Annotated in this window: 11 protein-coding genes; 7 read left to right on the top strand and 4 right to left on the bottom strand. The window is 65.7% G+C overall.

Annotation, left to right across the window (positions count from 1 at the left end; all coding sequences use genetic code 11):
* The first annotated feature begins 277 nt into the window (after nt 1-277).
* Complete coding sequence (locus NRS07_RS14880; protein ID WP_259213264.1) at nt 278-1,210, top strand: IS1595 family transposase; 933 nt, start codon at nt 278-280, stop codon at nt 1,208-1,210.
* Between the two features lie 125 nt (nt 1,211-1,335).
* Nucleotides 1,336-2,427: an endonuclease/exonuclease/phosphatase family protein gene (locus tag NRS07_RS14875; protein WP_259208269.1), complete on the top strand. Its 1,092-nt coding sequence runs from the start codon at nt 1,336-1,338 to the stop codon at nt 2,425-2,427.
* A gap of 25 nt (nt 2,428-2,452) precedes the next feature.
* On the opposite strand, the gene NRS07_RS14870 is transcribed toward NRS07_RS14875, so the two are convergent.
* Together NRS07_RS14870 and NRS07_RS14865 are read right to left on the bottom strand one after the other, a co-directional pair.
* Nucleotides 2,453-2,869, bottom strand: coding sequence for a DUF86 domain-containing protein (locus NRS07_RS14870; protein WP_259208267.1), 417 nt, complete (start codon nt 2,867-2,869; stop codon nt 2,453-2,455).
* 16 nt (nt 2,870-2,885) lie between these two features.
* A complete protein-coding gene (locus NRS07_RS14865; RefSeq protein WP_259208265.1) occupies nt 2,886-4,124 on the bottom strand; it encodes a putative Na+/H+ antiporter in 1,239 nt (412 codons plus the stop codon).
* A gap of 219 nt (nt 4,125-4,343) precedes the next feature.
* Here NRS07_RS14865 and imuA point away from each other — a divergent pair, with 219 nt between their 5' ends.
* Entirely contained in the window at nt 4,344-5,066 is a 723-nt protein-coding gene (imuA, locus tag NRS07_RS14860) for a translesion DNA synthesis-associated protein ImuA (RefSeq protein WP_259208262.1), read from the top strand.
* Nucleotides 4,996-6,483 (top strand): DNA polymerase Y family protein, encoded by a 1,488-nt coding sequence (locus tag NRS07_RS14855; protein WP_259208260.1) that lies wholly within the window; start codon nt 4,996-4,998, stop codon nt 6,481-6,483. Before imuA ends, NRS07_RS14855 begins: the two co-directional genes overlap by 71 nt.
* 60 nt (nt 6,484-6,543) lie before the next feature.
* Here the strand turns inward: NRS07_RS14855 and arfB are convergent, their stop codons facing one another.
* Nucleotides 6,544-6,942, bottom strand: coding sequence for an alternative ribosome rescue aminoacyl-tRNA hydrolase ArfB (gene arfB / locus NRS07_RS14850; RefSeq protein ID WP_259208257.1), 399 nt, complete (start codon nt 6,940-6,942; stop codon nt 6,544-6,546).
* 118 nt (nt 6,943-7,060) lie between these two features.
* Between arfB and NRS07_RS14845 the strand changes: the two genes are divergently transcribed.
* Nucleotides 7,061-9,508, top strand: a complete 2,448-nt coding sequence (locus NRS07_RS14845) for an EAL domain-containing protein (RefSeq protein WP_259208255.1) — start codon at nt 7,061-7,063, stop codon at nt 9,506-9,508.
* 16 nt (nt 9,509-9,524) lie between these two features.
* On the opposite strand, the gene NRS07_RS14840 is transcribed toward NRS07_RS14845, so the two are convergent.
* Complete coding sequence (locus tag NRS07_RS14840) at nt 9,525-10,664, bottom strand: metallophosphoesterase (RefSeq protein WP_259208252.1); 1,140 nt, start codon at nt 10,662-10,664, stop codon at nt 9,525-9,527.
* A 267-nt stretch (nt 10,665-10,931) separates the two neighbouring features.
* On the opposite strand from NRS07_RS14840, the gene NRS07_RS14835 reads away from it, so the two are divergent.
* Complete coding sequence (locus NRS07_RS14835; protein ID WP_259208249.1) at nt 10,932-11,390, top strand: Hsp20 family protein; 459 nt, start codon at nt 10,932-10,934, stop codon at nt 11,388-11,390.
* A gap of 175 nt (nt 11,391-11,565) precedes the next feature.
* Nucleotides 11,566-13,095, top strand: coding sequence for a Do family serine endopeptidase (locus NRS07_RS14830; RefSeq protein ID WP_259208246.1), 1,530 nt, complete (start codon nt 11,566-11,568; stop codon nt 13,093-13,095).
* The last annotated feature ends 5 nt before the right edge of the window (nt 13,096-13,100 follow it).

The raw sequence follows: 13,100 nt of genomic DNA, 5'->3' as shown, positions 1-13,100 counted from the left end.
ACCGGATGGGCTTATGGTACAAGCCCGGTGCGCCCTTGAGAAGGCAGGCTCGGGTGGTTTGTGTAAGCAGCTGTAATGAAGAAATCCGGAATGCGTCGGTAGCGCGAACCTGCATGAGGTCGATTCGTTGGTAATGGCGCTGTTCCCGTTAGCTATGGATGAGCACTGAACTGTTGAGCTGAACTGCTGAGCTATTTCGCGGTCCAACCCCGGTCGATCTCGATAGGAGTCATCTGTGAAAACGCCCAGGTTTGCCAAGCTGTTTTCGCAGCTTCCCATGCTTAACCAGGCCCAGCGGCTGCAGATGCTCGATGCCCTGCACCCAGCAGCCGGCCTCGACCGGGTGATCGCCCTGATTGGGCAGATACGCTCGACAGGGCGGCGCTGTCCGCAGTGCAGCTGTCAGCGCTACCACCGGCACGGGCAGGCCAACGACCTGCAACGTTTTCGCTGCTGCCGGTGCCGGCGCACATTTAACGACCTGTCCGGCACGCCGCTGGCGCGGCTCAGACTGCGCGGCAAGTGGCTCGACTACCTCGGCGCCCTGCTCGATTCTCGCCCGGTGCGCGACGCCGCCAAGCGCGTCGGCGTCCATCGCAATACGGCATTTCGCTGGCGCCATCGCTTCCTGGACCGGGTCAAGCATGACCGTCCAGCGCAGCTCGGCGGCATCGTCGAGGCCGACGAAATGTTTTTGCTGGAATCGCAAAAAGGATCGCGCACACTCGAGCGTCCGCCGCGCAAGCGAGGCGGCCGGGCCAGTCTGCCTGGCATTTCGCGTCACCTCGACTGCATCCTGATCGCGCGCGACCGCAGTGGACAGACCATCGACGCCGTTACCGGACGCGGAGCGCTGAAGGTAGCCCAACTGGTGCGGCACCTGTTGCCGAAACTGGCCCCACAAGCGCTCCTGGTCACCGATTCGCATGCCGCCTACCGTGCGTTTGCCCGCCAGCAGGGCATCGCCCACCAGGCGGTCAACCTGCGCTCCGGCGAGCGGGTTCGGTTCAGTGAGTGGGGTGCGATCCATGTCCAAAACGTGAACGCCTACCACCGGCGCTTGCGCCAATGGCTGGCGCGGTTCCACGGGGTTGCCTCGCGTTGGCTGCCCAACTACCTGGGCTGGCATTGGGCACTCGATGGCGGGCGGGTCACTTCCGTCGAGCACTTGCTGCGCATCGCATTCGGAGTCATCCATAGCCAACGGTGACAGCGCCTTGGTAATTGATTATCGTCGGCGTTTTGCACGCTAGCGCACAGACTGCCGGGCCTGGAGTGGGCATACTCATGCCATTGCATTGTGCGATGAATTGATCAACTGCCCTCGAGACTGCCATGCTGCTACCTATTTTCGCGACCCTGGTTGCCGTGATCGTCCTGGCAACGCTGCTGCCGTTGCTACGCAGTCCGGTGTGGTGGGTGCGCGACTGGGATTTTCCGCGCCTGCAGCTGGCGATCCTGTCGTTTGCCTTACTGGTGGGGCAGCTCGTCTTTTTCGGCTGGAAAGATCCGATGCACCACCTGATGCTGGTGGCCAACCTGGCCTGCCTGGTCTACCAGGCCTGGTGGATCATTCCCTACACCAAAGCCTTCCCGCGTGAGGTCAAGGCGGCAGTCAGGGCCGAGACGCAGCGCCAGTTCCGGATCCTGACCTCGAATGTCCTGATGCCGAACCGCAACGCCGATGGCTTGATTGCGATGATTCGCGAACACCAGCCCGATATCTTCGTGACTCTCGAAACCAACACATGGTGGCAGGAAAAGCTGGATGTGCTGGAAAAAGACTATCCGCATACCATTAAATGCCCGCTCGAGAATTTATACGGGATGCACGTGTATTCGCGCCTGCCGCTGGAAGACAGCGCCCTGCAATTCCTGGTCGAGGACGACATTCCGTCGATCCACACGCTGGTAATTTTGCCAACTGGAAAAAAAGTGCGGATGCACTTCTTGCATCCGACGCCGCCCAGCCCGACCGAGCACGAGGAATCCACCCAGCGCGACGCCGAACTGCTGGTGGTGGCCAAGAGCGTGGGCGAAGCCGGGCTCGACACCCCGGTGATTGTCGCGGGCGACCTCAACGACGTGGCGTGGTCGACCACCACGCGGCTGTTCCGCAAGATCAGCGGCCTGCTCGACCCGCGCATCGGGCGCGGCATGTTCAATACCTTCCATGCCGAATACTGGTTTGCGCGCTGGCCGCTCGACCACCTGTTCCACAGCGAGCACTTCACGCTGTCCTTCATCAAGCGGCTGCCGGCTTTCGGTTCTGATCATTTTCCGATGCTGGTCGAACTGACCTACGACGCGGCGCGTGGCGCCGAACAGGAAGGCTTGGCGGCGGACGCGCAAGACCACGCCCTGGCCGAGGAAAAGATCGCGGCCGAAGATGCCGAGGTGGATGATGTGCACGAGCCCCAGTCCTGAACACGCTCACTTCCCTTGCCGGCAGCTACACCGTGGCGGCGCCCGCTACCAATGCCTGCGCATAGCCGGTGAAATCGTCCAGCCCGCGCTTGATGATGGTGACCAGCGCCGGTAGTGGCGCGGCCTGGTAATCCCATTCGGCGCGGCAGAATTCGCCGCTGCGCTTGAGGTTTTCGGCCAGCGCGGCCTCGATCCAGCCGTGTTCGGCCAATAGGGTAATGACGTCGCGCTCGTCGCGCGGCTGGCCGAGACCGGCGTTGCCGATCACGTAGTCGCCCATCTCAATGGCGGCTTCCCAGGCGCGGATCACGTTGAGCGTGGCGGCATCCTGGCGCGTCGGGTCGTCGGCGAAGGTGGCTGGGTCCTTGTCGTATTCGTCGCGCGCGCGCCGGCAGCAGCGTTCGATGATGCCGGCCTTGGCGAGCAGGATGTCGTCGTCCATGTTGTCCTCCGTCGGGCTAGATCAGGAACATGGCCGCCGCCACGCAGGTCGGGGCCAGCGCTCCCAGGAACAGGCCGCCCATGCCGATCGAGCCGTCGCGAAAGCCGTCGCGCAGCAGGGCGGCGCCGGCCGGGTTGGGCGCATTGGCAATGATGGTCAGTCCACCGCCACCCACCGCGCCGGCCACCAGCATGTATTTCGCGTGGTCGGACAGCCCGTCGATCAGCGAGCCGAGATAGGTCAGGGCTGCATTATCGGTGATTGCCGTCAGGGCCAGCGCGCCAAAGAACAGGGCGGTCGGCTCCAGGCTCGAGACCAGCGGTTGCAGCCACCACTGCTGCATGCCGCCCAGGACCACTAGTCCGGCCAAGAAAAATCCCACCAGCAGGCCTTCTTTCAGGATCAGCGGCGACTGGTGCTTGGGGTAGGCCTGGGTATAGCCGAGAAACAGCAGGAACAGGCCGATGAACAGCACCGGATAGTGCGCCAGTAGCACGACGCCCGCGAGCAGCGACAGGTGGACCAAGGAGACCAGCACGGGCATCTGCACGTCGGCGACGGTATCGTGCGGCGTCAGGTGAGGGCGCAGCAGCATGGTCATGACGGTTGCGTTGATGAGCACCGCCAGTGCGGCGCGCCAGCCGAAGGTGCTGGCCATGAAGGCGCTGTCCCAGCCCCAGGCCGATGCCACCATCAGCACCGGCGGCGCCGCATACGAAGTGAGCGTGCCGCCGATCGAGATGTTCACGAACAGGACCCCGAGCGCGCCGTACTTGAGTGTGTTGGGAATACCAGGGCGAAACGCCTGCGGCGCCAGCATGAGGGCGGCCAGGGTCATCGCGGCCGGTTCCGTGATCAGGGAGCCGCCCAGGGGCACCAGCGCCAGGCCAAGCCAGCACAGCGCCACTTCGGCACGCACCGGCGCCAGCCGGGCCAGGAAGGCCAGCAGGTCGCGCACGGCATCGAGTACCGGCCTGGATGCGGCGATCACCATCACCACGAAGACGAACAGCGGCTCGGTGTAGTGGCGCGTTTGGGCATAGTTAATGGCGGCTTCGCCACCGGCAACCAGGGCCATGGCCAGTATCAGCACGAAGGCCCAGAAGCCGAATACCACCTCGACTTCGCCCAGCAGGTGGAACAGGCCGGCATGGCGCGGGTGGCGCCGCGCCAGCGAGTGAAACAACTTGGTGGAAAAGGTATGGATTAGGGCGATCGCGAACAGCACGGCGCCGACGAGCTCGAGCGTGGTCACGGGAGGGCTCCGTGGGGTGCGGAAAATGGGATGTTCATTATCTGGATGCACAGAGAAGAAGCCCCATTATTTCATGTTTCGCGGCCGCGCCAAGCGCGACTGCGGCTTGAATCCATGTCAATACCGATGCCGGGATTGGTGTGGTGAACATGAATACGGCTTGCCAAATCCGCACCACCAGAGTACTGTACGTTTATACAGTATTTTTGCTAGAACATCATGAACTGCTCACCTATCCCGGGCTCATCCGTCCCGATTGCGCCAGAGGCCTTGCATCCTTCGCTGTGGCGCGCATCGCAACTGGCGCAGGCTGGCACGCGCTGTGTCGACACCGGACACGCGGCACTTTCTTCCCAGCTGCCTGGCGGCGGCTGGCCGGTCGGCATGCTGGTCGAACTATTGCAACAGCAGCCCGGCATTGGCGAAATGCGCCTGCTGCGTCCGGCCCTGCAAGCCTGCGCCGAGCGCCGCATCGTCCTGCTGCAACCGCCCCATGCACCGCAAGCCCTGGCGCTGGCCGCGCTCGGCCTGCCGCCGTCGCAACTGCTGTGGCTGCGCAGTAACCGGGGCGCCGACGCGCTGTGGGCGGCCGAACAGGTGCTACGCAGCGGCAGTTGCGGCGCGCTGCTGTTCTGGGCCGGCCACGCACGCGGCGAAAGCCTGCGCCGCCTGCACATGGCGGCGCAAAGCGGCGAAACCCTGTTTTTTATGCTCCGCCCGCTGGCCGCGGCGCAAGACGCTTCGCCCGCGCCCTTGCGCCTGGCGCTGCGCCCGGCGGCCGGCGGCATGAACATCGGCTTCGTCAAACGCCGGGGACCGCAGCGCGACGCGCCGCTGTTCCTGCCCCTTACTCCTTCCTTACTGCAACGACATGCGTTTGTGGATCGGCCTGTCCCTGCCCCAGTTGGCGCTCGAAGTCTTCAGCCCCAACTGGTGCAATGACCCGGGTAGCGTCGTCCTCGAGCAAGAACGTGTGCTGGCGCTGTCGCCGGCGGCGCGGGCGGCGGGCGTCCAGCCCGGCATGCGGCGCGGAGGCGTGCTCATGCTCCTGCCCGAGGCCCGCCTGCTCGAGCGCAGTCCCGCGCGCGAAGCCGAGGCGCTGAACGCGGTCGCGCTGGCCATGCTGCAGTACACGCCGCAGGTCGCGCAAGACGACGAAGCGACGCTGCTGATGGACATCGGCGCCAGCCTGCGCCTGTTCGGCGGTATCCGCGCGCTGTGCGCCCGGGTCCGGGCCAGCCTGCGCACGCTCGGCTTCACCGCCTCGGTCAGCTGCGCGCCGACGGCGCGGGCGGCCTGGCTGCTGGCACGCCGCGGTGGCAAGGGCGGCCGTACGGTAAAAATGGACTCGCTCGGCCGCCGCCTCGACCGCCTGCCGGTGGCCTTGTTGCCGCCGGCCCGGTCTTACCTGGCCTGGTTCGAGGGCATCGGCTGCGAGCGGCTGGGCCAGTTGCGCTGCCTGCCGCGGCCCGGCCTGCAGCGGCGCTGCGGCCGTGCGCTGCTCGATACCCTCGATGCAGCCTACGGCATGGGACCGGAGCTGTTCGAATGGATCGTGCCGCCCGAGAGTTTCCGGGCCCGGCTGGAACTGTTCGACCGCATCGAACAGGCCGACCTGCTGCTGGCCGGCGCGCACCACCTGGTGCTGCAGCTGGTCGGCTGGCTGTGCGCGCACCAGCTTGCGGTGGAACGCATCACGCTGCTGATCGAGCACGAGCGCGGCCGGGTGGCCATGCCGCCGACCCCGCTCGAGATCGTCCTGGCCGAACCGGTCTGGCGCGACGAGCACCTGGTGCGCCTGCTGCGCGAGCGGCTGGCCAAGCTGGAGCTGCCGGCGCCGGTGATCGGGCTGGTGCTCCAAGCGCAGCAGCTACAGCCGATGGCGCCGCCTACCGAGTCGCTGTTTCCCGAACCAGGCGGCAGCGAAGAAGACCGGATGCGCATGCTCGAACTGTTGGTGGCGCGGCTGGGGGCCGACAATGTCTTGCAGGCGCTGCCGCAGGCCGACTACCGGCCCGAAGTGGCCAACGAATGGGTGCCGGTGCAGCAGAAGGTGCGCGCCGCCGAGCGCGCGGCGCGGCTGCCGCCAGATGTGCACAGCCTGCCGCGCCCGAGCTGGCTGCTGGCCAAGCCGATCGCACTGCTGATGCGCAACCACCGGCCCTTTTATGGCTCGCCGCTGAAGGTCGCCTCGACCCCGGAACGCATCGAGGCCGGCTGGTGGAGCGACACCCAGGCGCGCGACTATTTCATCGCCGAGGGGCAAGATCATGCGCTGTACTGGATCTATCGCGAGCGCATGGTCGGCGCCGGCGACGATGCCGAGCCGCGCTGGTATTTGCATGGGCTGTTCGGCTAGCCGGCAACTCGGCCAGCTGGCGCGGTCTCGCACATGGTGTTGTTGGTACGCTGCCCGGCCTTACTCGGTCACCTTGCCACGCAAGGCCTTGACCTGCCCGCTGCGCGTCTTGCCGTCGAGCCGGCGGCGCTGCGAGCCGCGCGTCGGCCGGGTAGGGCGGCGCACGGTCTCGACCAGCGCGGCCTGGTCGACCAGCGCCTGCAGGCGCTGCAGGGCGTCGTCCTTGTTCTGCTCGAGGCTGCGCGACGCCTGCGCCTTGAGCACCAGTACGCCGTCGCGGGTGATGCGTCCGTCGCGCATTTCCAGCAGGCGCGCCTTGACGTAGTCCGGCAGCGACGAGGCCGCGATATCGAAGCGCGCATGCACCGCGCACGACACCTTGTTGACGTTCTGGCCGCCGGGCCCCTGCGCCCGGATCGCGCTGAACTGCACTTGCGCCGGATCGATCACCGCTCCCATCTTGCTTCCCTGGCTGGTTGGGCCGCCGCTGCGGCCATGCTGCATTCTAAGTGAGCGGCCGGGGCCATGGGCGGCGCGCACCGCAGGATCTGCAAAACATGTATTTACGACATGCGGTATGATCGCTTTGCCGGCCGACGCTTCCGCTGCGGAAGCGCCCGCGCCGCAAGAAGGCGACACCGTGAATCTTTCACCCATGCCCCTGGCAGTGTTCGTGGTCGATGCGTCGGGCAAGCTAACGAGCTGGAACAAAGCTTGCGAGAAACTTGCTGGCTATGGCCTCGCCGACATCCATGGCGGCACGCTCGATTCGATCATCGAATTCGACGACCCGCCCGGCCCGGCGCCATCGATCGCCCAGCGCGCCGAGATCGAGGCCGCGGCCTGCCTGAAATGCGCCGACGGCCGCCGGCTGGCGGTGCGCGTGCTGGTGGCCGAGCAGTCGTTCGGCCCCGGCCAGAGCGGCACCTTCAGCGTGATCGTGATCCCCCGTGCCGGCCAGGCTCCGCCACGCTATGCGCTGATCCAGGACCTCCCGGTTGCCGACCTGATCGAAGACCTGCCCTGCGTGTTCTACGTGATCGACCGCAGTGGCCACCTGCTGCTGTGGAATCACCAGCTCGAGGAAGCGCTCGAAATGGCAAGCCAGGACATGCCTACCAGCGACGTCCAGGCTTTCTTCGACGAGCGCGACCGTCCCATGATCGTGGAAAAGATACTCCGGGCCTTCGAAGATGGCTGGTCCTCGCACGAAGCCGAGGTGGTCGGCAAGAACGGCAAGCGCACCGCCTTTCTGTTTCATTGCGCCCGCACCAACCTGGGTAATCTGCCCTGCATCGTCGGCACCGGCCTCGACATCTCCGCCCGCAGGCAGGCCGAGCATGGACTGCGGGTGCGCGAACGGGCCATCTATTCGAGCATCAATGCCATCGTCATCACCCACTGCGAAGGGGGCGGGCACCGCATCGAATACGTCAACCCCGCCTTCGAGGAAATCACCGGCTACAAGCTGGCCGAGATCAAGGGCCTCGATCCGCGCTTCATGCGCATCGAGCATTGCGACGAGCACGAACACATGCGCATCAGCGCCGCGCTCGAGCGCAAGGAAAGCGTGCGCGCAGTGCTGCGCAACCAGCGCAAGAACGGCGAGATTTTCTGGAACGACCTGCGCATCGACCCGGTGGCAAACCTCGACGGCGAAGTCACCCACTTCGTCGGCGTGATCAACGACATTACCGAGGCGCGCCACTACGAACGCCGCCTGCACCACATGGCTCACCACGATCCGCTCACCGGGCTGGCCAATCGCACGCTGCTGCAGGAGCGCCTCAAGTCCGCGGTCGAGTTCGCGGTCGGGAACGCGGCGCGCGGCGCCCTGGCTTTCCTCGACCTGGATAATTTCAAGCACATCAACGACAACTTCGGCCACGACGCGGGCGACCATGTGCTGCGCGAAGTGGCTGGCCGGCTGCGCGAGAACATGCGCGACGAAGACACGGTCGCGCGCGTGGGCGGCGACGAATTCGTGCTGGTCATTACCAACCAGGCCAGCCTGGACGACATCGCCGATCTGGTCGAGCGGGTGCGGCGCAGCGTCAACGCGCCGATCGCCTGGGAGCGGCAGCACATCATCCCCGGAACCAGCATTGGCGTGAGCGTGTTTCCCGACGACGGCGACAGCGCCGAAAAGGTCATGCGCGCCGCCGATGCCGCGATGTACCACGCCAAGACGCTGGGCAAGAACAACTTCCAGTTCTATTCCGAGCGCCTGAACCAGATCGTGCACGAACACCTGATGCTCGAAGCGAGCCTGGGCCGCGCCATCCGCGAGCGCGAGCTGGTGCTGGGCTACCAGCCCAAGGTGGACATCAAGTCCGGCAGGGTGGTCGGGGCCGAAGCGCTGGTGCGCTGGCAGCACCCGACCCAGGGCCTGATCCTGCCCGACCGCTTCATCCCGGTGGCCGAGGAAACCGGCCTGATCGTCCCGATGGGCGAATGGGTGATCGACGAGGCCTGCGCCGCGCTCAAGACACTCGGCGCGCTCGGCATCGACGACTTCGTCATCTCGGTCAACCTGTCCGCACGCCAGCTGCGCCAGCGCGACTTTGCCGAGCGCCTGGCACGCACCCTGGCGCGCCAGGGCGTCCATCCCGGCAGCCTCGAACTCGAGGTCACCGAGAGCCACCTGATGGACCAGCCGGCCGACGCCATGGAAGCGCTGGCCCAGCTCAAGGCGCTTGGCGTGCGCCTGTCCATCGACGACTTCGGCACCGGTTATTCCAGCCTGAGCCACCTGCAGAAATTCCCGGTCGATTTCATCAAGATCGACCGCTCCTTCCTGGGTAACGGCCTGGTCGACGGGCATGCCGTGATCACGCGCGCCATCATCGCACTCGGACACAACCTCAAGATGAAGGTCATCGCCGAAGGCGTCGAGACGCGCGAGCAGCTCAGCTTCTTGCGCGAGCACGATTGCGACCAGATGCAGGGCTTTTATTTCAGCCCGGCGCTGTCGCAGGAAAGGCTGCAGCGGATGGTATGCAGCGGCGCCAGGATGCAGTACTGACCCCTGGCGCGCCGCCTCAGGATGGCGCGCGCAAGGTCAGCTTGATGATCTCGCCCGGCTGCCACAAACGCATGCGCGGGCCCCAGCTGCCTGCGCCGCGCGTGACGTACAGGATCATGCCGCCGATGTCGTGGGCACCGACAAACCTGGGAAAGCGGCGCTGCACCGCATAGCTGAAGGGCCAGATCTGGCCGCCGTGCGTGTGCCCCGACAGCATCAGGTCCACCCCGAGGGCGCCGGCCGCGTCGACGACCCCGGTGGCCGGAATATGCGCCATCAGGATGGTCGCGGCACGGGTGCCAGTGCCTGTGCCAGCCACGGCCGCGGCCGGCACAGCAAGCGTGCGCGCCAGGCCGGTGGTGAGCTTGTCGCCGCGGCGCATGGCAGCGCCGATATCGTCGATCCCCGCCAGCATCAGGCCCGGGGCTAGCTCTACCTGGCGGTCGCGCAGCCAGCGCACGCCGCCTTCCTGGAACTCGCGCACGGTGGCATCCACATCGCCATAGAATTCGTGGTTGCCCGTCACCGCCCAGACGCCCAGCGGCGCTTCCAGCGCGCGCAGGGTGGGGGCCAGCCGCGCGTCGCGCACCGGATCGTTCTCGACCAGGTCGCCCAGCATCAGCACTGCCGCCGGTTGCAGGGCATTGATTTGCTGTACCCGCTGTCCCAGCCATTGCGAGCGGCGCTGCGCGCCCAGGTGGATGTCGCTCAGCGCCACGATGACGGTGCCGTCGAGCGCCCCGGGCAGGTTTCTCAGCACCACCTCGTGTTCGACCACGACCGGCGCGCGCATGCCCTGGAACAGGGCGAATGCCGCCAGCAGCAGGCCGGCCAGCGCCGCGCCACCGCGCAGCGCCGGCACGGCGGCGCGCCACCAGGCACCAAAGCCGGTAACGATGTCGACGGCCAGCAGTGGCAGCGCCATCACGACCACGATGCCCAGCCAGGTCAGCGCGAACTGCCCCGGCCACCAGCGCCAGTCGAGTGCCTCGTCGCCAATGTGTACGCCGGCGATATACACCAGCCAGATGAACAACACGCCGCTCCACCAGGCGCGCGGCGCAATACGGCTGCCGATGGCCGGAAGCGTTGCCAGGCGCGCCGCGACGTACAGGTGCAGCAGCGTGCCGATGATGTTGAGGACGATCGAGAACATGGAATGCAGAATCTTGGATGGGGCCGCCACGGTAGCGTAAACCCGGGCGCTGCGTGCGCATGGGTGCGGGCGCGCCGCAGGCAACGGTATTGCAATCGATCGGGATAAAAAGATGGATGGCACCATGCTAAATAAAATTTGCAAAATTATTTAAAAAACCATATTTTCCATGGCTTGAAACCGAATCGCATGGCACTAGATTGGAGTCACCGGATGCTCACGATGAGGTCCGGCAACTTATCGCTTAACTGAAAAAGGATAGATATCATGCGTACTTTCGACCTGACTCCCCTGTACCGTTCCGCCATCGGTTTCGATCGCCTGGCCAACCTGCTCGAGCAGCGTGGCGAGCCAAGCTACCCGCCCTACAACATCGAACTGGTGAGCGAAGACGAATACCGCATCGTGATGGCGCTGGCCGGCTTTACCCGCGACGAAGTGGACATCGTGACCGAGCGCGACACCCTGCACGTCACCGGCCGCAAGCAGAAGGACGAGACCCAGCGTACCTTCCTGCACCGCGGCATCGCGGCGCGCGATTTCGAACAGCGTTTCCAGCTGGCGAACCACGTCAAGGTCACCGCCGCCTCGTTCGACAACGGCATGCTGACCATCGAACTGGTGCGCGAAGTGCCGGAAGCGTTCAAGCCGCGCAAGATCAACATCGCGGATGCCAGCGGCGCCGTCTCCAGGGTGCAAACGCTGGAACAGCGCGACGCAGCCTAAGCTGCAGGTAGTCGTGTAAAAGAGGGCGTCCCGCGGGGCGCCCTTTTTGACGCTGCGTTAAGACCTTCCTAAGCGTTCAGGCTGCCAACTTAAGCAGGGTCTAAGCCAGCTTTGGGAAGATACCGCCATCGATAGACCGAACGTCGATCAACCATTTTCATCAGGAGCACAAAATATGCGTAAGGAAGCTACCGTAACTGCCATCACTGCCAAAGGTCTGACGCTGGCCCTGTGCGCCGCGGGCATCGTTGGCGGAGCGGTCGGTGCGCTTGCAGTCAATCACAACAACGTGCTGGCCCAGGCCGCGCCGACGGCTGTCGCCGCGCCCTTGCCGGCCGTGCAGCCCGCGCCCGCCGTGGCAGCGGGCGCACCGGCGGCCACGGTCACCCTGCCCGATTTCACCCGCATCGCCGCCAGCAATGGCAAGGCGGTGGTGAACATCCGGGTCATGGGCGGCATGAAGACCGCGAACCGCGGCAATGTGCCGCGGATCGATCCGAACCATCCGCTCTACGAATTCTTCCGGCAGTTCCAGGACCCCCGCCAAGGCGGCGGCGGTGGAGCGCCGGCACCCGTTTTCGGCGCCGGATCGGGCTTCATCGTAAGCCCGGACGGCGTCATCCTGACAAATGCCCACGTCGTGCAAGGTGCCGACGAAGTCACCGTCAAGCTGCACGACCGCCGCGAATTCCGCGCCAGGGTCTTGGGCACCGATTCGCGTACCGACGTGGCCGTGCTCAAGATCGATGCCAAGAACCTGCCGACCGTGCCGGTTGGCCGTTCACGCTCGCTGCAGGTGGGCGAGTGGGTACTGGCGATCGGCTCGCCGTATGGCCTGGAGAGCACCGTCACCGCTGGCGTGGTCAGCGCCACCGGGCGCTCGCTGCAGGACGGCGTGGTGCCCTTCATCCAGACCGACGTCGCGGTCAACCCCGGCAACTCGGGCGGCCCGCTGTTCAACACCCGCGGCGAAGTCATCGGCATCAACTCGCAGATCTACAGCCAGACCGGCGGCTACCAGGGCCTGTCGTTCGCGATCCCGATCGATGTCGCGGTCAAGATCAAGGAACAGATCATCGCCACCGGCAAGGTGCAGCATGCCAAGCTGGGCGTGAGCGTCCAGGAAGTGGGCCAGGCGTTTGCCGATTCCTTCCGTCTCGAGTCGCCCGAAGGCGCCTTGATTTCGACGGTCGAGCGCGGTGGTCCGGCCGAGCGCGCCGGCCTGAAGTCGGGCGACGTGATCCGCAGCGTCGATGGCAGGCAAATCGTCTCCTCGGGCGACTTGCCGAGTATCATTGCACTGGCGCGTCCGGGCGACAGCGTGGCGCTCGACATCTGGCGCGAAGGCAAGCTGGTGCGGGTCAATGCGACGCTGGGTGACGCGGCCGAGAAATCGAAGCGCTCGCCGCGCGAAGAACTGGCGGCAGCGCCCGACAACAGCGCGAAACTGGGGCTGGCCCTGCGCCCGCTCGAGCCGATCGAGCGCCGCCAGAGCGGTATCGCATCCGGCCTCGTGATCGAAGATGCGTCGGGCGCGGCGGCCATCGCCGGCGTCGAAGCGGGTGATGTACTTATTTCGGTCAACGGCCGGGCAGTCAGTACGCTCGACCAGGTCCGCGACGTGGTGGCCAAGGCCTCCAAGTCGGTGGCCTTGCTGATCCAGCGCGGCAATGACAGAATCTTCATTCCGGTGCGGATCGGTTAAGGAGC

The organism is Massilia sp. H6, from assembly GCF_024802625.1.
In the GTDB taxonomy this organism is placed as follows: domain Bacteria; phylum Pseudomonadota; class Gammaproteobacteria; order Burkholderiales; family Burkholderiaceae_D; genus Telluria.
Note: the sequence above shows the minus strand (reverse complement) of the source record. Positions and strands in the feature narration are given on the sequence as shown.